The sequence below is a fragment of the Pseudomonas sp. MWU12-2029 genome (genome assembly GCF_023242425.1).
GTDB lineage: Bacteria > Pseudomonadota > Gammaproteobacteria > Pseudomonadales > Pseudomonadaceae > Aquipseudomonas > Aquipseudomonas kribbensis.
The window spans coordinates 453,283-478,162 of the sequence record NZ_JALJDY010000004.1; the positions used below are offsets into that span (position 1 = coordinate 453,283).

24 protein-coding genes and 1 pseudogene are annotated in these 24,880 nt (G+C 60.3%); 10 read left to right on the forward strand and 15 right to left on the reverse strand.

Going from position 1 to position 24,880, the window contains the following annotated elements:
- Positions 1 to 21: 21 nt before the first annotated feature.
- Positions 22 to 540, reverse strand: coding sequence for a peptide-methionine (R)-S-oxide reductase MsrB (gene msrB, locus M5B44_RS12455; RefSeq protein ID WP_248739329.1), 519 nt, complete (start codon positions 538 to 540; stop codon positions 22 to 24).
- Between the two features lie 151 nt (positions 541 to 691).
- Here msrB and M5B44_RS12460 point away from each other — a divergent pair, with 151 nt between their 5' ends.
- The 3 genes from M5B44_RS12460 (at position 692) to M5B44_RS12470 (ending at position 3,750) form a co-directional block, all read left to right on the forward strand.
- Complete coding sequence (locus tag M5B44_RS12460; RefSeq protein ID WP_248739330.1) at positions 692 to 1,408, forward strand: response regulator transcription factor; 717 nt, start codon at positions 692 to 694, stop codon at positions 1,406 to 1,408.
- Positions 1,405 to 2,925: a sensor histidine kinase gene (locus M5B44_RS12465; RefSeq protein WP_248739331.1), complete on the forward strand. Its 1,521-nt coding sequence runs from the start codon at positions 1,405 to 1,407 to the stop codon at positions 2,923 to 2,925. The genes M5B44_RS12460 and M5B44_RS12465 overlap by 4 nt, the downstream gene beginning before the upstream one ends.
- Positions 2,926 to 3,045: 120 nt before the next feature.
- Positions 3,046 to 3,750 carry a hypothetical protein gene (locus tag M5B44_RS12470; RefSeq protein WP_248739332.1) on the forward strand — a complete coding sequence of 235 codons (705 nt, stop codon included), beginning with the start codon at positions 3,046 to 3,048 and terminating at the stop codon, positions 3,748 to 3,750.
- Between the two features lie 69 nt (positions 3,751 to 3,819).
- Here the strand turns inward: M5B44_RS12470 and M5B44_RS12475 are convergent, their stop codons facing one another.
- From M5B44_RS12475 to hmpA, 11 genes are all read right to left on the reverse strand, one after another.
- On the reverse strand, positions 3,820 to 4,311 hold the full coding sequence (locus M5B44_RS12475; protein WP_248739333.1) for a RidA family protein: 492 nt from the start codon (positions 4,309 to 4,311) through the stop codon (positions 3,820 to 3,822).
- A gap of 199 nt (positions 4,312 to 4,510) precedes the next feature.
- Positions 4,511 to 4,825 (reverse strand): helix-turn-helix domain-containing protein, encoded by a 315-nt coding sequence (locus M5B44_RS12480; RefSeq protein WP_007956715.1) that lies wholly within the window; start codon positions 4,823 to 4,825, stop codon positions 4,511 to 4,513.
- Complete coding sequence (locus M5B44_RS12485) at positions 4,822 to 5,166, reverse strand: toxin (protein ID WP_248739334.1); 345 nt, start codon at positions 5,164 to 5,166, stop codon at positions 4,822 to 4,824. The genes M5B44_RS12480 and M5B44_RS12485 overlap by 4 nt, the downstream gene beginning before the upstream one ends.
- Positions 5,167 to 5,292: 126 nt before the next feature.
- Positions 5,293 to 6,180, reverse strand: a complete 888-nt coding sequence (cyoE, locus tag M5B44_RS12490) for a heme o synthase (RefSeq protein WP_039765651.1) — start codon at positions 6,178 to 6,180, stop codon at positions 5,293 to 5,295.
- Positions 6,181 to 6,190: 10 nt separating this feature from the next.
- Positions 6,191 to 6,526: a cytochrome o ubiquinol oxidase subunit IV gene (gene cyoD, locus M5B44_RS12495; RefSeq protein WP_065261339.1), complete on the reverse strand. Its 336-nt coding sequence runs from the start codon at positions 6,524 to 6,526 to the stop codon at positions 6,191 to 6,193.
- Positions 6,526 to 7,152, reverse strand: a complete 627-nt coding sequence (locus M5B44_RS12500; protein ID WP_007956720.1) for a cytochrome o ubiquinol oxidase subunit III — start codon at positions 7,150 to 7,152, stop codon at positions 6,526 to 6,528. Before M5B44_RS12500 ends, cyoD begins: the two co-directional genes overlap by 1 nt.
- Before the next feature lie 3 nt (positions 7,153 to 7,155).
- On the reverse strand, positions 7,156 to 9,186 hold the full coding sequence (cyoB, locus tag M5B44_RS12505) for a cytochrome o ubiquinol oxidase subunit I (RefSeq protein ID WP_114885397.1): 2,031 nt from the start codon (positions 9,184 to 9,186) through the stop codon (positions 7,156 to 7,158).
- A 3-nt stretch (positions 9,187 to 9,189) separates the two neighbouring features.
- Complete coding sequence (gene cyoA / locus M5B44_RS12510; protein WP_065261342.1) at positions 9,190 to 10,131, reverse strand: ubiquinol oxidase subunit II; 942 nt, start codon at positions 10,129 to 10,131, stop codon at positions 9,190 to 9,192.
- 823 nt (positions 10,132 to 10,954) lie between these two features.
- A complete protein-coding gene (locus M5B44_RS12515; RefSeq protein ID WP_085709370.1) occupies positions 10,955 to 11,464 on the reverse strand; it encodes a disulfide bond formation protein B in 510 nt (169 codons plus the stop codon).
- A gap of 25 nt (positions 11,465 to 11,489) precedes the next feature.
- The gene (locus M5B44_RS12520) at positions 11,490 to 12,050 is read right to left on the reverse strand and encodes an ester cyclase (protein ID WP_248739335.1); all 561 of its coding nucleotides are present in this window, start codon (positions 12,048 to 12,050) and stop codon (positions 11,490 to 11,492) included.
- Positions 12,051 to 12,286: 236 nt separating this feature from the next.
- Positions 12,287 to 13,468, reverse strand: a complete 1,182-nt coding sequence (hmpA, locus tag M5B44_RS12525) for an NO-inducible flavohemoprotein (RefSeq protein WP_248739336.1) — start codon at positions 13,466 to 13,468, stop codon at positions 12,287 to 12,289.
- Positions 13,469 to 13,631: 163 nt separating this feature from the next.
- On the opposite strand from hmpA, the gene norR reads away from it, so the two are divergent.
- From norR to M5B44_RS12550, 5 genes are all read left to right on the forward strand, one after another.
- Positions 13,632 to 15,188: a nitric oxide reductase transcriptional regulator NorR gene (gene norR, locus M5B44_RS12530; protein ID WP_248739337.1), complete on the forward strand. Its 1,557-nt coding sequence runs from the start codon at positions 13,632 to 13,634 to the stop codon at positions 15,186 to 15,188.
- A gap of 128 nt (positions 15,189 to 15,316) precedes the next feature.
- Positions 15,317 to 16,219 carry a chemotaxis protein CheV gene (locus M5B44_RS12535; protein WP_085709366.1) on the forward strand — a complete coding sequence of 301 codons (903 nt, stop codon included), beginning with the start codon at positions 15,317 to 15,319 and terminating at the stop codon, positions 16,217 to 16,219.
- A 26-nt stretch (positions 16,220 to 16,245) separates the two neighbouring features.
- Complete coding sequence (locus M5B44_RS12540) at positions 16,246 to 16,704, forward strand: GNAT family N-acetyltransferase (RefSeq protein WP_248739410.1); 459 nt, start codon at positions 16,246 to 16,248, stop codon at positions 16,702 to 16,704.
- Between the two features lie 61 nt (positions 16,705 to 16,765).
- Positions 16,766 to 17,083: a hypothetical protein gene (locus M5B44_RS12545; protein WP_248739338.1), complete on the forward strand. Its 318-nt coding sequence runs from the start codon at positions 16,766 to 16,768 to the stop codon at positions 17,081 to 17,083.
- Between the two features lie 87 nt (positions 17,084 to 17,170).
- The gene (locus M5B44_RS12550; protein WP_248739339.1) at positions 17,171 to 17,920 is read left to right on the forward strand and encodes a YkgJ family cysteine cluster protein; all 750 of its coding nucleotides are present in this window, start codon (positions 17,171 to 17,173) and stop codon (positions 17,918 to 17,920) included.
- On the opposite strand, the gene M5B44_RS12555 is transcribed toward M5B44_RS12550, so the two are convergent.
- The 3 genes and pseudogenes from M5B44_RS12555 to M5B44_RS12560 form a co-directional block, all read right to left on the reverse strand.
- Positions 17,917 to 18,981: a methyl-accepting chemotaxis protein gene (locus M5B44_RS12555; RefSeq protein ID WP_412546969.1), complete on the reverse strand. Its 1,065-nt coding sequence runs from the start codon at positions 18,979 to 18,981 to the stop codon at positions 17,917 to 17,919. The two genes, M5B44_RS12550 and M5B44_RS12555, sit on opposite strands and share 4 nt — an antisense overlap.
- 243 nt (positions 18,982 to 19,224) lie before the next feature.
- Positions 19,225 to 19,506 (reverse strand): annotated as a pseudogene (locus M5B44_RS29040) (PAS domain-containing protein); the annotation flags it as partial.
- 150 nt (positions 19,507 to 19,656) lie between these two features.
- Positions 19,657 to 19,884, reverse strand: coding sequence for a hypothetical protein (locus M5B44_RS12560; protein ID WP_114885412.1), 228 nt, complete (start codon positions 19,882 to 19,884; stop codon positions 19,657 to 19,659).
- Between the two features lie 735 nt (positions 19,885 to 20,619).
- Here M5B44_RS12560 and M5B44_RS12565 point away from each other — a divergent pair.
- On the forward strand, positions 20,620 to 21,780 hold the full coding sequence (locus tag M5B44_RS12565; protein ID WP_096822821.1) for an efflux RND transporter periplasmic adaptor subunit: 1,161 nt from the start codon (positions 20,620 to 20,622) through the stop codon (positions 21,778 to 21,780).
- On the forward strand, positions 21,777 to 24,878 hold the full coding sequence (locus M5B44_RS12570) for a multidrug efflux RND transporter permease subunit (protein WP_248739341.1): 3,102 nt from the start codon (positions 21,777 to 21,779) through the stop codon (positions 24,876 to 24,878). Before M5B44_RS12565 ends, M5B44_RS12570 begins: the two co-directional genes overlap by 4 nt.
- Positions 24,879 to 24,880 lie beyond the last annotated feature (2 nt).

Genomic DNA, 24,880 nt, shown 5'->3' on the forward strand with positions numbered 1-24,880 from the left:
AGATTGCAGGCGGGCCATGACTCAGGCCGCCACGGGTTTGAAGGTCATGGCCAGACCGTTCATGCAGTAGCGCAGACCGGTGGGTTTGGGTCCGTCGTCGAACACATGGCCGAGGTGACCGCCGCAACGCCGGCAGTGGACTTCCTCCCGGGTCATGCCGAAGGACCGGTCCTGGCGGGTGGCCACGGCGTGTTCCAGCGGCGCCCAGAAACTCGGCCAGCCGGTGCGGCTGTCGAACTTGGTGTCCGACGAAAACAGCGCCAGATCGCAGCCGGCACAGGCAAAAGTGCCGGTCCGATGCTCGTTGTTCAGGGGACTGCTGTAGGCCCGTTCCGTGCCTTCCTTGCGCAGCACGTCGAATTGCTCGTCGGTGAGCAGCGCATGCCATTCACTGTCGCTGTGGGTCACTTCGAACGCTTCGTCGGCAAACGCCTCGCCGACCAGCGCCGAGCCCGTGGATAACTTTGGCAATACACCCGCCAGCAATGCTGCAAGCCCCAGCCCGCCGCCCGTTGCCAGAATCTGTCGCCGTGAAAACATGGCCGTCTCCCAAAATTCCAGATGCCTGTCGTGGAACACAGCCTAGGCTTGGGTTGATCGCCAAATCCTCACGGGAAGTTAAACAATTCGTGATAACTCGCCCGGAGGAAAACCCGCACAATGCGCACATTGCGCCGAAGGATTGAGCTTCATGGAACAGACCAAACGCGTCCTGGTGGTCGAGGACGACCTGCACATCGCCGACCTCATTTGCCTGCATCTGCGGGATGAGCAATTCGAGGTGGTCCACAGCGCCGACGGCGACGAAGGCATGCGCCTGCTGCAGCAAAGTCACTGGGATGCACTGATCCTCGACCTCATGTTGCCGGGCGTCGACGGCCTGGAAATCTGCCGCCGCGCCCGGGCCATGGCGCGCTACACACCGATCATCATCACCAGCGCCCGCTCCAGCGAACTGCACCGCATCCTTGGCCTGGAACTGGGTGCCGACGACTATCTCGCCAAACCATTCTCGATGCTGGAGCTGGTGGCCCGGGTCAAAGCCCTGCTGCGCCGGGTAGACGCCATGGCCCGCAACCTGAAGATGGACGCCGGCAGCCTGAGCCTCGACGGCCTGACCATCGACCCGATCACCCGTGACGTCGCCCTCAACGGCCAGCGCCTGGACCTCACCCCGCGGGAATTCGACTTGCTGTACTTCTTCGCCCGCCAGCCGGGCAAGGTGTTCTCGCGCATGGATCTGCTCAACGCGGTCTGGGGCTACAGCCACGAAGGCTACGAACACACGGTCAACACCCACATCAATCGCCTGCGGGCGAAGATCGAGGCGGATCCGGCACAACCGGTGCGCATCCTCACGGTGTGGGGCCGTGGCTACAAATTCGGCACGAGTACAGAACAACCATGAAACTGACCCTGACGCAGCGCCTGTCCCTGGTATTCGCCGTGTTGCTGCTGGCGTGCTGCGGCACGTCGGCGTGGTTGCAGGTGCGCTCCAGCCAGATGCATGAGCTGGAGGTGGTGCAGGGTCTGTCCCGGGATCTGGCGCAACACATCGCCCACGACACGGTGCTGATGGACAGCAACGGCCTGATGCCCGGCGCGGTGCGCGAACTGTTCAGCCAGTTGATGCTGGTCAACCCGAGTGTCGAGGTGTATCTGCTCGACACCGAAGGCCGGATCGTCGGCAACGCGGCGCCGGAAGGACGCCTGCGTCGGCAGGCTGTCGACCTGCAACCGATTCGACGACTGCTCAATGATCAACCGCTGCCGATCCTTGGCGACGACCCGCGCAGCATCGACGGGCGCAAGGTCTTCAGCGCCGCGCCGTTGCAGGTCAACGGCAAGCCGGCCGGTTACCTTTACGTGGTCCTGCTCAGCGAAGCGCACGACCGTTTCGCCGAACGCGGCGCCACCAGTGCAGCGCTGAATACGGCGTTGCTGTCCATCGGGCTGGTGGCGTTCCTGTGCCTGATTGCCGGTCTGACGGCATTCAACCTGATCACCCGGCCATTGCGTCGGTTGACCGAAACCGTGAGTCGCTTCGACATCGACGGCGCACCGCAATCGCTGCCAGCCGCACCGTCACCTGTGGACAAGTCCGCTGACCCGGACGAAATCGCCGTGCTCGACGCAGCGTTCCGGCAAATGCAAAACCGCCTCGGCGAACAGTGGCGCTCTTTGACCCGTCAGGATCAGGAGCGCCGGGAACTGGTGGCGAATATTTCCCATGACCTGCGCACACCGCTGGCTTCGCTGCATGGTTACCTGGAAACGCTGTCACTCAAGGACGCCACCCTGTCTCCGGAAGAACGCCGCCGCTATCTGGGGATCGCCCTGGATCAGAGCCGCAAGGTCGGCGGGCTCGCGCAGTCGCTGCTGGAGCTGGTGCGCCTTGAGCATGGCTTCGTGCAGCCTGTGCTGGAGCAGTTTTCCCTGACCGATCTGGTCCAGGACATCTTCCAGAAATTCGAATTGGGCGCCGAGGCCCGGAACGTCGAGCTCAAGGCCAGTTTCAGTGCCAACCTGCCGACCGTCTGCGCTGACCTCGGACTGATCGAACGGGTGCTGACCAACCTGTTCGATAACGCCTTGCGCCATACGCCGCCGGGGGGTGAAATCGAACTTGGCCTGAAACCCCGGGGTGCACTGGTTGAAATCACCGTCAGCGACACCGGCCCCGGCATTGCTGCCGAGTTGCGTGAGGGTTTGTTCCTGCGTCCCTTCAATATCGGCGGCGCGCGACGCGACGGCGGACTGGGCCTGCGGATCGTGCACCGGATCCTGCAACTGCACGGGCGCGAAATCCAGTTGCTCGATGTCGCAGGACGAGGCGCGACCTTTCGCTTCTCCCTGCCGGTGGATCAACAGAATGCCGAACTGTGGATCGTGCGTTCGATGAACCTGAATACGCCGGGCAAATAATCAACTCCATCGGGCCGTTGCTCCGTGACAACACTGCCCCGCTCCCCTAAATTAGTCGGCCTGAAAAAGCCCCCCATGCTTTCTCGTCTTATCCCAAGTTAAAAAAGTAGTGAAATTTCAATGTCCGATTTCAACACCGCTGAATCCGTAGTCACCCTGTCGTCCAAAGCGGAATACGAAAACTCCATCAATCTTTCACAACACATTCCACAAGCGAAGATCATCAGCGAGATGGTGCTCGACGCGTTCCAGTCGACCCGCGAGAGCGATCAGATCCGTGAACTGCGCGCCGCGATCCGCCAGGCTCACGATCGCTTCGATGACGATCAGGCCTACGAGTTGATGGGCCAGCTCAAGCGCCTGAAGGACGCCGAGGCGGCCGACATCGCAGCCCTCGAAGACCTGAGCAGCAAGTTCCCGATCAGCCGCATCCTGTCCAGCTTCAAGGACGATCCGGCATTCCAGGAAATCGTCTACGGCCTGGCCCTCAAGGTGCTGAACCAGACCCATCAGGCGATCAGCAACCCGAGCGGCGGCAAGAGCAAAGCCGCACGCGCCAAGAAAGACGTCGAAGTGTTCAGCATCAGCAAGGACGGCATCAGCGTGACCCTGCCAATGCGCACGCCGCGTTCGCGCCTGAGCGTGGATCGTGAGGCACTGGAGTTCCTCGGTTTCACCTTCGTCGGTGAAGGCGAAGAAGCAGAAATCGAAGGCGAGACCTTCGTCGACAACACTGGCACCGAACACGCGATCAACCGCAAGAACATCATCACTGCCCTGCAACAGCAGACCGCATTCGACGGTTACAGCATCGCCGCCCAGTAAGCGCAGCGCTGACGAAAAAGCCCCGCTCTGAATCTCAGGCGGGGCTTTTTGTTGCGCGGCTTTCAGCGATTACGCCGACGGATGTACCGCTGCGATCATGTCGACTTCGATGGCCGCGTTTTTCGGCAACTGATAGACGCCGACGGTGGTGCGTGTATGCCGACCTGCATCCCCCAGCACATAACTGAAAACGTCGGATGCGCCGTTGGCCACTTCGCTGAGGTCGACAAAGTCCGGTGTCGACTTCACATAGACCGTGACCCGCAACAACTCCCTGACCTTGTCCAGCGAACCGACCGCATCGACGATGAACGCCAGGCAACGCATGGCGCTGATGCTCGCGGCGGCTTGCGCGTCCTTGAGCGTCAGCTCCAGCCCGACCCGGCCGGGATACTGAATCTTGCCCTCGGTGCGCGGCACCATGCCGCTGATGTACAGCTCATCGTGATGACGCACCAGCGGCGCGTAATTGCCGCCCACCGTGTTCTCGCCATTGATGTCGTAATTCAGCTCTTTTGCCAGGGCAATGAAGCGTTCGTCGCAGGTCATCCTCTCAGTCATTTCGCCCAGCCTCTTGATCGATGCGTGAAGAATTGCAGATTACGACAGTAGAGCGCCGAGCAGTGCATGGCGCCATAACTGACAGGGTTGGATCCAAATCTAGGGCTTTTGCCGAAACACCGCAACCTGTGGGTGCTTGTACAAAAAAGCCCCGCACGACATTAAACGTGCAGGGCTTTACGCAGACTTGGAAACGACTTTAAACAGCGCTCAATCGCTCGACCATATCAGGGAATTTTTCCACCAAACGGATCAGCAAGGCAGCCTGAGCGTTGGGCTTTGATTTCTCCTGCTCCCAGTTTCTAAGGGTGCTTGGACTTGTCCTGATTCTTCTGGCAAAAACGGCCTGTGACATGTGCAGTTTTTCCCGTAACGCTACGATTTCCTGAGCACCGACTTCGGGGGCTGGTTTGTCCTCAAGCGTCGTATTACGTAGCGTGATTTTTCCTTCGCGTTGAGCCGCCATCTCATCAACGCCCTGCATTAATTCTGCAAACAGGTCGCGTTTTTTCATGGGGTACCTCGTGTTTTCAACTCTTTTTCTATGGCTCCCTTGAGCGCCCTCTCTTGATCGGCGGTCAAATTCTCAAGCTCATCTTTGTCATAAATCGCAAACATCCAATACTGGCCATCATTCATAAGCCAATAATAGATAACTCGCAAGCCGCCTCGCCTGCCTTTGCCACGACGAGCATCCGCCCAACGCAGTTTTCGGAAGCCACCGGTTCGAGGCATGACATCGCCCGCATGCGGATTGCTCTGCATGTAGGTCTGTAGCTCACGATATTCGTCGTCCGTGAGGTAATGACCCAGGTTTGCGGTGAACAGTGTGGTTTCAAAGAATATTGTTCTCATACAAAAAACTATAAGCAAATTGCCTATAGATGAACAATAAACACCTTTCTCTTCGGATAAACAATCCTCAACAAAAAACCCCGCTCATCTCTCGATGAACGGGGTTTCTCTTACAACGTTCGAACCTTACGGCGCGTACGTCAGCAGCAGCTCGGTCGGCACCTTGAAGTCCAGGGACATCATGACGCTCAACGCGGTGATGGTGAAGATCGAGAACACGAACAGCTTGCGTGCCCAGACCGTGTCATCCACCGCCTTGTAGCCGGTCCAGGCCATGTACAGCCAGTACATGCCCATGGCCGCGGCGACGGCGAGGTAGCTCATGCCGGCGTAGCCGCTGAAGGTCAGCATCAGGGTCGCCACGAGGAACGCCAGGATGTAGAACAGGATGTGCTTCTTGGCCACCTGGATTCCGCGCTTCACTGGCAACACCGGAATCGATGCGGCCAGGTAATCGTTGAAGCGGAAGATCGCGATGGCGTAGGAATGCGGCATCTGCCACAGGCTGAACATCACCAGCAGGGTCAGCGCGGCCATGTCAAAGCTGTTGGTCACGGCCACGTAACCGATCACCGGCGGCATGGCGCCCGACAGACTGCCCACCAGCGTGCCGTGAACCGACTTGCGCTTGAGGTACAGGCTGTAGAAGCCGACGTAGATGATGAAGCCGATCACGGCGAACAGGGCAGCCAACGGGTTGGCCACCTTGTACAGCAACGCAACGCCGGCGACACCCAGGACGGTCGCATAGACCAGGGCCAGTTTCAGGGAGATAAGGCCCTGGACCAGCACCCGGTTCTTGGTGCGTTCCATCTTCAGGTCGATGTCGCGGTCGATGCAGTTGTTGAACACGCAACCGGAGGCCACGACCAGGGAAGTGCCGATCATGGCGGCCAGGAACACCGCCAGATCTACATGCCCTTTCGAGGCCAGGAAGAACCCGCCTGCCACAGAAAGCACGTTACCGAAAATGATCCCCGGTTTGGTGATTTGGATAAAGTGCTTGAGCGACATCGGGTCTACCTCACTTCGCCATCATGAACGTGTGGATGCTGAACATGATCCACAGCGACAGGCCGACCAGCAGCAGGATCACGATGGCCGTGAAGACGAACGCGATCACGTTGTTACGCTGAGCCACGGAGCGGTCCAGGTGCAGGAAGTAATACAGGTGAACGATCACCTGGATTACCGCGAACAGCAGGACGATTGCCAGCGTGGTGGACTTCGGCAGGGTCGGGAACATCACCAGGCCGAACGGGATGACGGTCAGGATCACCGACAGGATGAAGCCGATGGCGTACGACTTTACGCTGCCGTGGCCAGCATCATGGCTGTCATGGGAGTGTGCATTAGCCATTACAGGGTCCCCATCAGGTAAACAACGGTGAATACGCAGATCCACACCACGTCCAGGAAGTGCCAGAACAGGCTCAGGCAGCTCAGACGGGTCTTGTTGGTCGCCGTCAGGCCGTGCTTGTTGACCTGGTACATCATGATGCCCATCCAGATCAGACCCGCGGATACGTGCAGACCGTGGGTACCGACCAGGGTGAAGAACGCCGACAGGAAGCCCGAACGGCTAGGACCGAAGCCCTCGGAGATCAGCAGGTGGAACTCGTTGATCTCCATGGCGATGAAGCCTGCGCCGAGCAGGAAGGTCATGAACAACCAGCCCAGAACCTGCTGCTTCTTGCCTTTGTACAACGCCAGCATGGCGAAGCCGTAGGTGATCGAACTGAACAACAGCAGAGCGGTTTCGCCCAGCACGTATGGCAGTTCGAAGATGTCGTGGCCCGACGGGCCACCGGCGACGTTGTTTACCAGTACCGCGTATACCGCGAAGATCGACGCAAACAGAATGCAGTCGGTCATCAGGTAGAGCCAGAAACCGTATACGGTCATCTCGCCCGAGTCGTGGTGATGGTCATCGTGCCCATGGTCGTGGCCATGGGCGTGTCCAGCATTGGTCACTAAGTTCGACATTGTTTAAGCCTGTTCCAACTTGGTTTCAACACGGGTCGCGGAAGCAGGGATCTTCCCGGCCGCTACCAGACGCTTGTGCTGCTCGGCTTCGATGCGCTCGATCGTTTCAACCGGAACCATGTAGCCCTGGTCGTCACGTGCAGCGTGGATCACGAAGTAGATGACAGTGCCGGCCAGGCTGGCGATCGCCAACCACCAGATGTGCCAGATCATCGCGAAACCGAATACGGTCAGCAGTGCGCCCATCACCACGCCAGTGGCGGTGTTGTTCGGCATGTGGATCGGCTCGTACTTGGCCGGAGTCTGGTACGCAGTACCGTTTTCCTTGGCTTCGGTGAACGGGTCGATGCAGTCAGCCTTAGGCAGCACAGCGAAGTTGTAGAACGGAGGTGGCGACGAGGTCGACCATTCCAGAGTATGGGCATTCCACGGGTCACCGTGTTCGCACATGTTTTCCGGCTTGTTGCGGTCACGCACCGAGACGTACAGCTGGATCAGCTGGCAAGCGATACCGACAGCGATCATCACCGCACCGAACATGGCAACGTACAGGTACGGTACCCACTCAGGGTTGGTGGTGGCGTTCAGACGACGGGTCATGCCCATGAAGCCCAGTGCATAGAGCGGCATGAACGCAACGAAGAAGCCCGAGATCCAGAACCAGAACGCTGCTTTACCCCAGCCTTCGTGCAGCTTGAAGCCGAACGCTTTCGGGAAGTAGAAGCCGAAACCTGCGATGTAGCCGAATACCGCGCCGCCGATGATCACGTTGTGGAAGTGCGCGATCACGAACAGGCTGTTGTGCAGTACGAAGTCAGCACCCGGGATGGCCAGCAGTACGCCAGTCATGCCGCCGATGGCGAAGGTCACCATGAAGCCCAGGGTCCACAGAACCTGGCTGGTGAAGCGCAGACGGCCCTGGTAGATGGTGAACAGCCAGTTGAACAGTTTCACACCCGTCGGGATGGAAATCAGCATCGTCGCCAGACCGAAGAAGGCGTTGACGCTGGCACCCGAACCCATGGTGAAGAAGTGGTGCAGCCAAACCATGAAGCCCAGTACCGAGATCGCGCCCGAAGCGTAGATCATCGAGTGGTGGCCGAACAGTTTCTTGCCGGTGAAGGCCGAGATCACTTCCGAGAAGATGCCGAAGGCCGGCAGGATCAGGATGTAAACCTCAGGGTGGCCCCATGCCCAGAACAGGTTGACGTACATCATTGGATTGCCACCAAGTTCATTGGTGAAAATGTGGAAATCCATGTAACGGTCAAGGGTCAGCAGTGCCAGGGTAGCGGTCAGGATCGGGAACGAAGCCACGATCAGAACGTTTGCCCAGGTGCAGGTCCAGGTGAAGATCGGCATGTCCATCAGTTTCATGCCAGGGGTACGCATTTTCAGCACGGTCGCGAGGAAGTTAACCCCCGTTAGCGTTGTACCCAGACCCGATAGCTGTAGCGCCCAGATGTAGTAGTCCATCCCCACGCCAGGGCTGTATTGCAGACCCGACAACGGTGGATACGCTACCCAGCCGGTCTTGGCGAATTCGCCGACGCCCAGGGACAGGTTGATCAGCACGACGCCGGACACCAGCAGCCAGAAGCTCAGGGAGTTCAGGAACGGGAAGGCAACGTCACGGGCGCCGATCTGCAGCGGCACTGCAAGGTTCATCAGGCCGGTGAAGAATGGCATCGCCATGAAGATGATCATGATCACACCGTGAGCGGTGAAGATCTGGTCATAGTGTTCAGGTGGCAGGTAGCCAGGCGAACCCTCGGTGGCCATGGCCAGCTGGGTACGCATCATGATGGCGTCGGCAAAGCCACGCAGCAGCATGACCATGGCAACGATGATGTACATCACGCCGATTTTCTTGTGGTCGACCGACGTCAGCCACTCGGTCCACAAGTAAGTCCACTTCTTGAAGTAGGTGATTGCAGCGAACAACGCCAGACCACCGAGCGCGATCATCGAGATGGTGACCATCACGATCGGCTCGTGGAAAGGGATCGCTTCCCAACTTAATTTACCAAACATCGTTTACTCCTCTGCCCCGGCAGCTGAATGCGAATTCGAGTCCATATCCGTTGCCGCCACTTCTTTCTCTTTCTTCTCGTGCTTCAGCGGCTTGCCCGGTTTCATGCCTTCGTACTTGTCGACGATGGTCTGGAACAGGTTCGGCGTGACCGAGGAGTAGAGCTCGACTGGATTGTTCTGGCTTGGCTTGGCAAGGGCTGCGTATTCAGCTTGTTCAAGCTGTTTAGGTGCCTTTTTGACTTCACTTACCCAGGCGTCGAAATCTTCCTGAGAAGTTGCGATCGCTTTGAATTTCATACCGGTGAAACCAGCGCCGCTGTAGTTGGCGGAGATACCGTCCATTTCAGCGTTGCGGTCAGCGATCAGGTGCAGCTTGGTGGTCATGCCCGCCATCGCGTAGATCTGGCCGCCCAGGCCCGGGATGAAGAACGAGTTCATCACCGCGTCCGAAGTGATCCGGAAGTTGACTGGCGTGTGCGCCGGGAACACGATCTTGTTGACCGTGGCGATGCCTTGTTCCGGATAGATGAACAGCCACTTCCAGTCCAGCGCGACCACTTCGATGGTCACAGGCTTGACGTCGGATTCGATCGGACGATACGGATCCAGCGAGTGGGTCGACTTGTAGGTGATGTAACCCAGGGCAATGATGATCAGGACCGGAATGGTCCAGACTGCCACTTCGATCTTGGTCGAGTGCGACCATTTCGGGGTGTAGACGGCGTTCTTGTTGGAGGCGCGGTACTTCCAGGCGAACAGGAAGGTCATGACGATGACCGGCACAACAACCAACAGCATCAGCAGCGTAGCGGTGATGATCAGGTTGCGCTGTTCCAGGCCGACCTGGCCCGTTGGATTGAGCAAGGTCATGTTGCAGCCTCCCAGCAACAACGTGCCGAGCAGCGGCACTAGGCCTAGTAATCTGGGGTACCTGTTTTTACTCATCTCACGACCTCTAAAGCAGCTTGCGCAATGCAGTTGGGTTTTGATCGCCAACACTTCACCCTGCCAAGGGTTGGCATTTTCTTTGGATTGAATAAGGGCCGCCCGTCGCGCGTCAGACGCTCGACAAATCCTGGGACAGCGGTCAGTTCTTATTCGAATTCGTGGTCAAAGGCCTTGTTACAGACCAATTCCATTTGGTGCGGAAAGTTGGAAGGCACCGACACCTGGGTGTCTCGCAAGCCTTTCGGCCCCTCGACACCCGACTTCCTGCTCAGTTCCTTATAAAGGTTGAACAGTGCCGGGAATTCAGTGCGGGCGATTGTAGATAGGTAGCGCCCTATACACCATGTCTTATCCCGAAATAATTTTTATCGCTCAGAGCAACAATCCATCACCGTTTTTGCAAAAGTTCCGCATGTTATCGAAATCAATTCTCAACAAAAACACCAAAAAATGTAGGTGTACCTGGCTCGGATCAGACAGTTCCGAAGACTTTTTCCGACACCGTGAAGCGCTTAAACCCCGATAACCCAAGGGCTTTGGCCAATTGCCACAGGTTGTTAAAACTGCCTGTTCCGGCACCAGCGTCCCAAAGCCGAAAAACCCTGAAACAGACCAATCCTTTTTTGTAACAACACTCCAATCCGGGCCTGCGCAAGACACTGCGACACGGCGTGTGTGACAACATGTCGCACACCTGTCGCACCGTCCCTTGCCGTTCGTCACGACGTTTTCACAAAGACCCTGAAATGCAAAACGCCCCGATTTGCGTCACTGCAAATCGAGGCGTTTGTGTTATCGGCGCACGGGCCGAAAAGTTGATTCAGCGCAATGCTTTTCGGTTGCGCGAGGTCAACAGCGGCACCAGGATCACCACCAGCACGAAGGCCACCAGTGCCCATTGCGCCAGCGACAGACCGAGGATCGGCGGGTACGGCGTCGAGCAGAAACCGTCGACCTGGAAGCCCAGCGGGAAGATCTTCGCCAGCGGCAGGTCATCGACAATCGGCTGCAGCACATCGATGCCGCAACTCACCGCCGGGTAGAACTGGGTGTACACGTGATGCCCGGCGACGCCGGCTCCGGCAATCGCGCAGATCACCACCAGCACCTCGAACACGGTGATGCTGCGGCGGGTGCGCATGGCCGCGCCGATGAACGCGAACAGCGCGATCAGCAGCAGTGCGTAACGCTGCAGAATGCACAGCGGGCATGGCGCCTCGCCCAGCACGATCTGCATGTACAGCGCGCCACCGATCAGCGCCAGGCAGATGACGCCCAGCAACACCAGATAGCGCCGTTCACGTCCCAATCGAATCGTTTCCTCGCTCATCGCGTTTCCCTTTCATGTCCATGGTTCAGCTGGCCGGCGGCTGCGCTTGCAGTTGCGCCATCAGGCTGATGTTGTCTTCGATATGCCAATTGGCCGCGATGCGACCGTTGTCGATCTGATAGATATCGGTTGCCCGGAAGTCTACACGCTGGCCCTGCCCTTTGAGAGCCTTGAACGTACCGGTGAAATGCCCGCGAAAGTGCAGATGCACCACCACGCGATCACCGGCGACGATCATTTGTTCGATCTCGCAGCTCAGGTCCGGCACCGCCGTGCGAAAGAACTTCGACGCCAGCAGCGGCCCGGTCGGCCCTTGCACCCGGCCTTCCGGCGGGGTCTTGTCGACAAACTGCGGCGACAGGGCCGCCGTGGCCAACGCCTCTTCGCCCGTGTTCCAGAAACTGCCGTAACGCCGTGCCGCCAGTTCCATTGCATCACGCTGGGCCTTGGGCAGGCTCTGATCGACGATCAAGGTCTGCGGCTGGATCAACGCGGATTCGGCAAAGACAAACGGACTGGACAGCAAGGCAACCGACAGGCCCAACGTGGCCAGGCTGAAACGACGGGAAGAGGCGATGTGCGACATGGGGGCGATCCTGATCATGTAAACGAACGAGCGCCTATCATCAGCATCGGGGAATAAACGATAAACCGGTTAAGAAACGATTAACCTTTAAACAGAATTTAAGAATCAGGGCCGTGTAACGGCCATTCGCGGGCAAGCCCGCTCCCACAAGGATCGGTGTCGTATGCACAATCTGTGAACGACACCAAACCTGTGGGAGCGGGCTTGCCCGCGAATGAGGACAACTCGGTCCCGGATTATTCCAGTGCCGCCGCCGGCCCGAAGAACTCATACCGGCTCTGCTTCTCCGGCACACCCAGCGCCTTCAGATGCCGCTTGATCGCCCCCATGAAGCCTTTCGGCCCGAGGAAGTAGGCGTCCACATCACGCTGCGCCGGCAGCCACTCGCCCAGTTGTTCCTGGCTCAACAGCCCGACTTTGTCCGCCGCCGGACTCACGCCGTCATCTTCGGCGTAGCAATAGAAGCGCTTGAGCTGCGGATGGCGCTCGGCCAGACCGTCGATCCAGTCACGGAACGCATGCACGCTGCCATTGCGCGCGCAGTGAATGAAATGCACCGGACGCTCGGTTTCCAGCGCCGCTTCCAGCATCGCCAGGGTTGGCGTGATACCAACGCCGCCGCTGATCAGCACCAGCGGCTTGTCGCTGGCAGTCAAAGTGAACTCGCCCGATGGCGGAAACAGCTGGATGCTGGCGCCGACATGCAGTTGATCGTGCAGGTGATTGGAGGCACGGCCGCCCGGTTCACGCTTGACGCTGATGCGGTACTGGCCTTTGTTGGCCAGGGCCGACAGCGAGTAATTGCGGCGGATTTCTTCGCCGTCGAGGATCAACTTCATGCCGATGTACTGGCCCGGCTCGGCTGCGAGAATCGGCCCTTTGTCCGCGGGTTCGAAGTAGAACGAAATGATTTCCGCGCTCTCCTCGACCTTGGCCGCGACGATGAATTCCCGCGCCCCGCGCCAGCCGCCGACGGCTTGTTCTTTCTGGTCATAGATGGCGGTTTCGGCGCCGATCAGGATATCGGCCAGTTGACCGTAAGCCGCGCCCCAGGCACTCATCACTTCCGGGGTGGCGATTTCTTCGCCGAGCACTTCGGAGATGGCGCGCAGCAGGCAGGTGCCGACGATCGGGTAGTGTTCCGGCAGAATCTGCAGGGCCACGTGCTTGTTGATGATCTTGGCCACCAGATCGCCCAACTGGTCGAGTTGATCGATGTGACGGGCGTACATCAACACGCCGTTGGCCAGGGCGCGGGGCTGGTCACCGCTGGCCTGGTGGGCCTGGTTGAACAGCGGGCGGACTTCCGGGTACTCGGAGAGCATCATGCGGTAGAAGTGGGTGATCAGCGCTTCACCGCCGCTTTCCAGCAGAGGCACAGTGGATTTGACGATGGCACGATCCTGGACGCTAAGCATAAGGGTGACTCCTGAGCTTTCTCTAAAAGTGCCTTGTTCGTTCCAGTATTCGTGCCAACTATTTTTCCTATATAAATCAATTGGTTGAAAATTATGTAGTCAGATCGACACAAGCCACTCTATAGTCGCTTCGACTACAACGTGTCTCTTTGACTACAAGCCCATGTCCGCCAAATCATTGCTCACCGCCCTGCTCCCACTGGTCTCCGACCTGTCCCGCGAACTGCCCGAAGGCGAGCGCTACCGGCGCCTGCTCGAAGCCATGCGCGCCCTGCTTCCCTGCGACGCCGCCGCACTGCTGCGTCTCGACGGCGAATGGCTGGTGCCGCTGGCGGTGGACGGGTTGAGTACCGACACCCTCGGGCGACGCTTCAAGGTCAGCGAACACCCGCGTTTCGAAGTGCTGCTGGCAGGCGCGGGGCCGACCCGTTTCGCTGCCGACAGTGAATTGCCCGATCCGTATGACGGGCTGGTCGACGGTCTCGACGATCATCTGGAAGTCCACGACTGCCTCGGCTGCCCGCTGTTCGTCGATGAAAAACTCTGGGGCCTGATTACCCTCGACGCCCTCGATCCCGAGCGTTTCGAACCGATCGAACTCGACGCGCTGCAAGCCTTTGCCAGCCTCGCCTCGGCCACGGTCAACGCCGCCGAACGCATCGAACGTCTGGCGACTCGCGCCGAGGACGAACACCAGCGCGCCGAGGTTTATCGCCAGGCCAGCGGCCAGCAGAATCGCGAAATGATCGGCCAGAGCAAGGCCCACAAACGGCTGGTGGAAGAAATCAATCTGGTGGGCGGCAGCGACCTGACCGTGCTGATCACCGGGGAAACCGGGGTCGGCAAGGAACTGGTGGCGCAGGCGATCCATGCCGCCTCCCAACGCGCCGACAAACCGATCATCAGTCTCAACTGCGCGGCCCTGCCGGACACGCTGGTGGAAAGTGAACTGTTCGGCCATGTACGCGGTGCTTTCACCGGTGCCACCAGCGACCGGCGCGGCAAGTTCGAACTGGCCAACGGCGGCACACTGTTTCTCGATGAGGTCGGCGAGTTGTCCCTGACCGTCCAGGCCAAGTTGTTGCGGGTTTTGCAGAGCGGCCAGCTACAGCGTCTGGGGTCGGACAAGGAGCATCAGGTCGATGTGCGCCTGATCGCCGCGACCAACCGCGATCTGGCCGAAGAAGTACGCAGCGGTCGCTACCGCGCCGACTTCTACCATCGCCTGAGTGTGTACCCGTTGCGGGTGCCGGCGCTGCGTGAACGGGGTCGCGATGTGTTGCTGCTCAGCGGTTTTTTCCTCGAACAGAACCGCTCGCGCATGGGCCTCAACAGCCTGCGCCTGAACAGCGACGCCCAGGAAGCGCTGCTGGCCTACACCTGGCCGGGCAACGTGCGGGAACTGGAGCATTTGATCGGGCGCAGCGCACTGAAGGCGCTGGGTAACTGCAAGGTGCGGCCGAAGATTCTCAGCCTGAGCGCAATGGATCTCGATCTGCCGCGCGAGGTTGTGGATAACTCGCCGGAACCCGCCAGTGCCGTCGCTTCACTGCCTTTGATTTCCGGGGATCTGCGCACCGCCACCGAGCACTATCAGCGGCAGTTGATCAGTGCCGCACTCGAGCGCAATCAGGACAACTGGGCCAGCGCCGCCCGCGAACTGGGGCTGGACCGGGCGAACCTGGGGCGGCTGGCCAAGCGGCTGGGCCTGAAAAGCTGAAAGATCCGGCATCGGAACACCACCCGACAACTAACCTAAAGCCCAACCTTTTGACGCCGATAACCCGGCATCAATAGTTTCTGGCGATTTCCACCCTCGCCCACCACCTTTTTCCACAGAAGGTTTTTATGTCTTCCAACAAAGCCCGCGCAGATTCACTTTCGCTTCTGCTGTTTACCTTGCGCAGCGGCAAGCTGATGGCGATCAACCTGCTGAAAGTCAGTGAAATCATTCCCTGCCCGCCGCTGACCAAGCTGCCGGAGTCGCACCCGCACGTCAAAGGCATCGCCACCCTGCGCGGTGCTTCGCTGTCGGTGATCGACCTGAGCCGCGCCATCGGCGAGCGTCCGCTGGAAGACCCGAACGGCGGCTGCCTGATCGTCACCGACGTCAGCCGTTCGAAACAGGGTCTGCATGTGCAGGCGGTGAGCAAAATCGTGCATTGCCTGACCACCGACATCAAACCGCCGCCGTTCGGCTCCGGCGGCTCCCGCGCCTACATCACTGGCGTGACCTCGGTCGACGGTACGCTGGTGCAGGTGCTGGACATCGAGAAAGTCATCCACGGCATCGCCCCGGCACAGATCGACATGGCCCCGACCGAGCTGAGCATGGAAGACGCCGAAGTGCTGGGCAACGCGCGGATCCTGGTGGTCGACGACAGTCAGGTAGCGTTGCAGCAATCGGTGCACACCCTGCGCAACCTCGGCCTGCAATGCCACACCGCCCGCAGCGCCAAGGAAGCCATCGACTGCCTGCTGGACCTGCAAGGCACGGCGCAGCAGATCAACCTGATCGTCTCCGACATCGAAATGTCCGAGATGGACGGCTACGCCTTCACCCGGACCCTGCGCGAGACCCCGGACTTCGCCCACCTCTACGTGCTGCTGCACACCTCGCTGGACAGCGCGATGAACAGTGAAAAGGCTCGGCTCGCTGGGGCCAACGGCGTGCTGACCAAGTTCTCCTCGCCGGAACTGACCCACTGCCTGATCGAAGCGGCCAAACACGTCGCCGCCCAGGGTTACTGAGCTTGAGCGAGACCTTCTGCTTTCTGATGCGGCGCGACCTGAGCCAGGACGTGCCGGCCATCGACTGGCCGAACGGCATCGAACTCACGACCTACAGCGTTGAACAAGCAGCCGCCGTGCATGAACTGATGCAAACCGGTTACCGCGAAGGCGGCGGTCGGGTGCCGGCACTGGACGTCTGGCAGCAACAATATGAAACGGACGCCGAATACGATCCGGCACTGTGCTTCATCGCCAGCGATGCCGACGGCGTCATCGGTGTGGCGCAATGCTGGACCAGTTCCTACATCAAGAATCTGGTGGTGCACCCTCGTGCCCAAGGACGTGGACTGGGTCGGGCGTTGCTGCTGCATGCATTCAAGATTTTCCAGGATCGGCGCGAAGGGTTTGTCGACCTGAAGGTGCTGGAAGACAACCTGCGGGCGCGACAGCTGTACGAAAAGTCTGGAATGTATGTGGTCCGCCGGGAATTGGTGCCGGACTGACAAACTAAAATCCTGCGGCATACTCAAACCCTGGCGATCAACCTCCAAGGATGCCCGAACCATGAAACGCCTCGCCCTCTCCGTACTGTGTCTCATCGCCCCGCTTGCCCACGCTTCCAGCCCCGACGCCTGGGCCGCCTACGACAAAGCCGTGCTCGCCAGTTGCACCGAGGCCAGTGGCCTGAAAGACGCCAAACCGGTTGGCACTGCGGCGCAATTCGATGACCGCGTGGGCTACACCGCGCTGTTGCTGCAGGGCCAGTACCCGCAAAAACACATGAAGGGCCAGCAAGGCACCGAGCTGTGCCTGTACAACAAGAAGTCGAAAACCGCGTTCGTCACCGAATGGGACTCGATCCGCCCGACCGCCAAACCCTGAGCGAGTGGCGCACAACTTGCTTCACTCCGGGCCTGTACGGCGGCTTTATGTCGCCGATTCGCACCCTGATTGAAGATTGCCCGCTCAATGAATACGACCTTTTCCTGCGTAGGTTGCGGCAAATGCTGCACCGATCACCATGTGCCCCTGACCCTGGCCGAAGCCCGGATGTGGGCGGCCGACGGCGGTCAGGTGATCGTGCTGGTGGAGGCGTTTCTCGCCAACGGCCTGGGTTTGCCGGCGCAACAGCGTGAGCACGCGCAACGTCGTTCGGCGGTGGTGCGCAGCGGAACCTCCGACGCCCATGTGGCGATCACCTTCGCCGCCTACAACGTCGGTCCCTGCCGGAATCTTGACGAAGACAGGCTGTGCCGCATCTACGAGCGCCGGCCACTGGTGTGTCGCATCTATCCCGCCGAAATCAATCCGCACATTGCGCTGAACCCTGCCGCCAAGGACTGCCCGCCGGAATCGTGGGAACAGGGACCGGAGCTGATTGTCGGTGGCGAACTGGTGGATCAGGAACTGGTGACATTGATCCAGCGCTCCCGTCAGGCCGATCGCGACGAAATCCGGATCAAGGATGCGATTTGCGGCTTGCTCGGCATCCGCACCACCGCGCTCAAGGGCGACGGGTTTACCGCGTATCTGCCGGATATGGGCGTGTTTGCTTCGGTGATCGATCAGGTCACGGCGCAACCACTGGCTGCCGGAGACAGCGAATGGCTGTTCCATGTCTCCGGCGATGACATTGCCGGGCAAGTAAGGGCGGCCGGGGCACAAGTGGTGTCTGAACCGCCGCAGACCTACGCGTTTATTTCCCTGCGCGCGGCCTAGGATCCCTGCCGCCGCCCCCAGAACTCCCGGGCCAGCGAACGCAAATCCCCCGCCAGCCCCGCCACGTCCTGTGAGTTGAGCTGGCTCTGGCGCCCTTCGTCCACCGTCAGTTCACACGCCGTGCGAATACTGACGATGTTGCGGTTGATGTCCTCGCTCACCGCGCTCTGCTCCTCGACCGCCGCGGCAATCTGCAGGCTCATCTCGGTGATCTGCTCGACTCGCCCACTGATTCCGTCCAGTGCCTGGGCCGCACGTTTAGCCTGTTCGACGCTGTTATCCACATGCTCGCTGCTTTGCTGCATCACCAGCACCGCATCCCGCGCGCCGTTTTGCAGGGTGCTGATCATCCGTTGAATCTCGTTGGTCGACTGCTGTGTGCGCTGGGCCAGACCCCGCACCTCATCGGCCACCACCGCAAACCCGCGCCCGGCATCCCCGGCCCGGGCCGCTTCGATCGCGGCGTTGAGCGCCAGCAGATTCGTCTGCTCGGCGATGCTGCGAATCACCTCCAGCACCCCGGAAATCTCGCTGCTATGGCCTTCGAGCTGATGAATCACCTCAGTCGCCCGGCCCAACTCCTCAGCCAGCCGCAACACCGCGCTGCGACTCTCGCCAACCAGCAGATGACCTTCACGGGTTTCCGTCCCCGCCATATCGGCCGCCACCGACGCCTGCTGCGCATGGCTGGCCACCTCGGCGACACTGGCCGCCATCTGATGAATCGCCGCCGCCACCTGATCGGTTTCCGCCTGCTGCGCCAACGTGCTGGTGTGACTGCTGTGCAAATGATCCACAAGCTGCGCCGCATGCCCGGCCAGTCGTTGCGATGCATCGCCGATCCGCCCGACCACCGCACCGACCTGAGCCTCAAGCATCTGCAAGGCAAATTCGATTTGCCCGAACTGATCCCGCCGCCCGGTATAAATACCCTGACTCAACGGGTTGTCGGCAATCTGTTTTGCACGTTCGGTCAGTCGCTCCAGCGGTCGCAACAACCAGCCCACGCCCAGAGCGCAAGCGCCACTGCCGGCCACCAGCGCAGCGGCTTCGATGCCCATGGACTCCGGCCGCAACCAGGCTTCAATCCCCAGCACCACCGCCAGCACCGAACTGGTCAACGCCACAATTCGCGCCCGCAAGCCCAATACCGGCAGCCGCTGCCAACGCGGCACCCGCTCGCCACGCAATTGCGCGTAGGCCCGTTCCGCTGCCGCGATCTGCCGGGCATCCGGCCGCGTGCGGACCGACTGAAACTCCACCGCCGCACCGTTCTGCGTGACCGGCGTGACATAGGCACTGACCCAGTAGTGATCACCGTTCTTGCAACGATTCTTCACCAGCCCCATCCACGAGCGCCCGCGCTTGAGCGTCTGCCACATATGGGCAAACGCCTGCGCCGGCATGTCCGGATGACGCAACAGGTTGTGCGGCGTGCCCAGCAGCTCGTCACGGCTGTAACCGCTGATCTTGATGAAGTCGTCGTTGGCGTAGGTGATCGCGCTGGTCAGATCGGTGGTCGAGAGAATGTTCGCATCCGGCGCAACATCGACATTGCGCCCGGTCACCGGGAGATTGATCTTCATGGAAAGCGCGCTCGTTTTATTGGAAAGAGTCGGCAGGGCTGCTGACTCTAAGCGCACTAATCGGTTAAACGTTGATCTGGCTCAGGAACTGAGCAATTAGCCATCACTGTGACCGAAAATCACAGACGATGGCTGCAGGAGGGAAGTGAATCAGCGCTTGCCCATCGAACGACGAGTGCCCGACGGCGCCACACCCGGGGTCCTGGCATGACGATCACCGTCCTTGCCCTTGAACTGCGGCTGTTTAGCGGCTTTGGCGGCGGCCAGTTCACCTGGCTTGAACGGAAACTTGAACGCAGGAATGGTCGGCTTGGATTCGCCGGCCTCGGCCAGCTCTGCCGGGACATCGCTCACAGCGTTGTCGATTGGGGAAGTCATGAAAGCTCCGGAAAGCAAAAAGTCCGGCCCGATGGATGAGCCGCGAAGGCGCGCAGTATACCTGCGTGCGCGGAGTTTAAAGAGTCCCAAAAAGGGTACGACCGGTCCCTTTTTGGGACTGCTCGACTAACGGATCACTTCTCCCGATCAACCCAAAAACACTGCAGAAACAAACGGTACACCCAACACATTTCCAAACATCCGAAAATGGAACGCGGAGCGTGGGAACGATCAAACTCCGGTTTTGAGCAGCACCGCACTACGCTCTTCACCACTCAAAACGATGAGCGTTAGCTCGAGTAAAGCTTTTGATCTTGTGGCCCTTTCGGCAGGCTGAGTGGAGGGATTTATCCGGGGGTGGGAGCGCAGCGACCGTGCGGCGCAGCCGCATGCATCGAGAGGAGGTGCAGCGAAGCAAACCGTAGGCGATGCCCCCGGATGAATCCCGGAACGAAGGAACACCGAGCCAAAGCGAGGTGCCGAACGCCGGGGCCAAGCCTTTTGGTTACTTTTTGGCGTTTGAAAAAGTGACCCGCTGTAAGAGCGGAACCGCCAGCCGCAACACCCGAAGAAACGGATATTCACCCATAACCCCAAGAGCATGGTCGGCCCAAAGGCCGCCAAGCCAAAGCCGAAACTGACAGCGCCGTCAGTTAGCCGTCACCCTCCTGACCCCCAAACAAGTTTATAAAGAACCAACCTGCCCAAACCCCGTCCCCCTGGCGCCCCACAAGCATGCAAATCCAGAAGAAAAAGGCCCTGCTCGCCACCCTGCTGATCGCCCTCGCAGCCGCCGGCCTGTGGTATGCGATAAAACCCGCACCGGCCAAACTCGCCGCCCCGACCGCGATCCCGGTCAGGGTCGTCGCCGTCAGCGAAAAAGACGTCCCGCGATACACCAGCGGCATCGGCTCGGTGCTCTCGTTGCACAGCGTGGTGGTACGTCCACAGATCGACGGCATCCTCACCAAGCTGCTGGTCAAAGAAGGTCAATTGGTGAAACAGGGCGACCTGCTCGCCACCATCGACGACCGCTCGATCCGCGCCAGCCTCGATCAGGCCCGGGCGCAACTGGGCGAAAGCCAGGCGCAACTGCAAGTCGCCCTGGTCAACCTCAAGCGCTACAAACTGCTCAGCGTCGACGACGGTGTCTCCAAGCAGACCTACGACCAGCAACAGGCACTGGTCAACCAGCTCAAGGCCACCGCCCAGGGTAATCAGGCCTCGATTGACGCGGCTCAGGTACAACTTTCCTACACCCAGATTCGCTCCCCGGTCACCGGTCGCGTCGGCATTCGCACGGTCGACGAAGGCAACTTCCTGCGCATGACCGACACCCAGGGTCTGTTCACCGTGACCCAGATCGACCCCATCGCCGTCGAGTTCTCCCTGCCCCAGCAAATGCTGCCGACCCTGCAGGGGCTGATCAGCGATCCGCAGCGCGCCCAGGTCAAGGCCTACATCGGCGCCGACACCGACGGCGAAACCGGCAACCTGCTCGGCGAAGGTCACCTGACCCTGATCGACAACCAGATCAACGCCAACACCGGCACCATCCGCGCCAAGGCCGAATTCGACAACCCCAATCAGAAGCTCTGGCCCGGCCTGCTGGTGACGGTAAAGATTCAGACGGCGCTGGATAAAGATGCGCTGGTGGTCCCGCCCACCGTCGTACAGCGTGGGCTGGATCAACACTTCGTGTACCGGGTCAACGGCGACAAGGTTGAAGCCGTGCAGGTACAAATGGTTTATCAGGGCAGCGGTCAGGACATCATCAAGGGCGTGAAGCCCGGCGACGTTTTGGTCAGTGACGGCCAGTCGCGGCTCAAGCCCGGTTCCACCGTGCAGGTCATGAGCGAGCCGCCGCAGGTGGTGCAAGCGGAGCCCAAGCCATGAAGCAGCACAAAGGCGTTTCGACCTGGTGCATCGATCACCCGGTGGCGACGATTCTGCTGACCATCGCGCTGGTGCTGGTGGGGGTGATTGCCTTCCCGCGCCTGCCGATTGCGCCGTTGCCGGAAGCGGAATTTCCGACCATTCAAGTCTCTGCCCAACTGCCCGGCGCCAGCCCGGACACCATGGCCTCGTCCGTGGCCACGCCGCTGGAGGTGCAATTCAGTGCCATCCCCGGCATGACCCAGATGACCTCCAGCAGTGCGCTGGGCTCCAGCCTGCTGACCCTGCAATTCACCCTCGACAAGAGCATCGACACCGCCGCCCAGGAAGTGCAGGCCGCGATCAACACCGCCGCCGGCAAACTGCCGAAAGACATGCCGACCCTGCCGACCTGGAAGAAGGTCAACCCGGCCGACAGCCCGGTGCTGATCCTCAGCGTCAGTTCCACGCAGATGCCCGGCACCGAACTCAGTGACCTGGTGGAAACCCTGCTGGCCCGTCAGATCAGTCAGATCGACGGTGTAGGCCAGATCAATATCACCGGTCAGCAACGTCCGGCGATTCGCGTGCAGGCCTCGGCGGACAAACTGGCGGCCATCGGCCTGACCCTTGCGGACATTCGTCTGGCGATCCAGCAGACCAGCCTCAACCTTGCCAAAGGTGCGCTGTACGGCGAATCGAGCATTTCCACGCTGTCGACCAACGACCAGCTGTTCCACCCCGAGGAATACAGCCAGCTCATCGTTTCCTACAAGGATGGCGCCCCGGTTCATCTCAAGGATGTCGCCAAAGTCGTCAACGGTTCGGAAGATGCCTACGTGCAAGCGTGGGCCGGCGATCAACCGGGCGTGAACCTGGTGATCTCCCGCCAGCCGGGGGCCAACATCGTCGAGACCGTGGACCGCATCCAGGCCGCCCTGCCCGGCCTCGAAGCCATGTTGCCGGCCTCGGTGCAGGTCAAGGTGCTGATCGACCGCACCCAGACCATTCGCGCCTCCCTGCATGAAGTGGAAATCACCCTGCTGATCGCGATCCTGCTGGTGGTGGCGGTGATGGCGCTGTTCCTGCGCCAGCTGTCGGCGACGATGATTGTGTCGGCGGTACTCGGCGTGTCGCTGACCGCCAGTTTCGCCTTGATGTATTTACTCGGTTTCAGTCTGAACAACCTGACGCTGGTGGCCATCGTCGTGGCGGTAGGTTTCGTGGTCGACGACGCGATCGTGGTGGTGGAGAACATTCACCGTCATCTGGAAGCCGGCGACAGCATGCGCGAAGCGGCGGTCAAGGGCGCCGGCGAGATCGGTTTCACCGTGGTCTCGATCAGTTTCTCGCTGGTGGCGGCATTCATTCCGCTGCTGTTCATGGGCGGTGTGGTCGGGCGTTTGTTCAAGGAGTTCGCCCTGACGGCCACCTCGACCATCATGATTTCCGTGGTGGTGTCGCTGACCCTCGCGCCGACGCTGGCCGCGCTGTTCATGCGCAAACCGGTGCACCACGCCCATGACAAGCCAGGGTTCAGCGAACGCCTGCTCGGCTGGTACGAAAAAGGCCTGCGTCGCGCCCTCGCCCATCAGAAACTGATGATCGGCGTGTTCGGGATCTCGGTTGCGCTGGCCATCGGCGGCTACATCTTTATCCCCAAAGGTTTCTTCCCGGTGCAGGACACCGGCTTCGTCCTCGGTACGACGGAAGCCGCTGCGGACATCTCCTACAGCGACATGGTGAAAAAACACCTGGCGATGGCGGAAATCGTCGCCGCCGACCCGGCCGTGCAGGCGTTTTCCCATTCGGTGGGTGTGTCCGGCAGCAACCAGACCATCGCCAACGGCCGCTTCTGGATCGCCCTGAAAAAACGCGGTGATCGCGATGTTTCGGCCAGCCAGTTCATCGACCGCATCCGTCCGCAACTGATGAAAGTCCCCGGCATCGTGCTTTACCTGCGCGCCGGCCAGGACATCAACCTCAGCTCCGGCCCGAGCCGTGCGCAGTATCAATATGTACTCAAGAGCAACGACGGGCCGACGCTCGCCACCTGGACCCAGAAGCTCACGGAAAAACTGCGCAGCATTCCGGCGTTCCGTGACATTTCCAACGACCTGCAACTGGGCGGCAGCATCACCCACATCAGCATCGACCGCAGCGCCGCCGCACGTTTCGGCCTGACGGCGAGTGATGTCGACGAGGCGCTGTACGACGCCTTTGGTCAGCGGCAGATCAACGAGTTCCAGACCCAGGTCAACCAGTACAACGTGATTCTGGAGCTGGACACCGCACAGCGTGGCAAAGCCGAAAGCCTCAACTACTTTTACCTGCGCTCGCCGCTGAGCGGGGAAATGGTGCCGCTGTCGGCCCTGGCCCGATTCGATGCACCAACCATCGGCCCGCTGTCGATTGCCCACGACGGCATGTTCCCAGCCGCCAACCTGTCGTTCAACCTGGCGCCCGGCGTGGCGTTGGGCGATGCGGTGATCCTGCTCAACCAGGCCAAAGCCGAGATCGGCATGCCGACCGCAATCAGCGGCAACTTCCAGGGGGCGGCCCAGGCGTTCCAGAGTTCGCTGAAGAGTCAGCCATGGCTGATTCTCGCGGCGCTGGTGGCGGTGTACATCATTCTGGGTGTGCTTTATGAAAGCTTCGTCCATCCGCTGACGATCATCTCGACCTTGCCGGCGGCGGGTCTCGGTGCGGTGATCATGCTGTGGATCTGCGGCCAGGACTTTTCGATCATGGCGCTGATCGGGCTGGTATTGCTGATCGGTATCGTCAAGAAGAACGGCATCCTGATGATCGACTTCGCGCTTGAAGCGCAGCGAAATCGTGGACTGGCACCGCAGGACGCCATCTTCGAGGCGTGCCTGACTCGGTTCCGGCCGATCATCATGACCACCCTCGCCGCCCTGCTCGGCGCCCTGCCGCTTATGCTCGGCTACGGCACCGGCGCCGAACTGCGCCAGCCGCTGGGGATCGCGGTCGTGGGTGGTTTGCTGGTGAGCCAGATGCTGACGCTGTTCACCACGCCGGTCATATACTTGTGGCTTGAGCGGCTGTTCCACAAGCCCAAACCGGCGCCCGTCGCGGCGCTGGCAACGACAGACTGAGG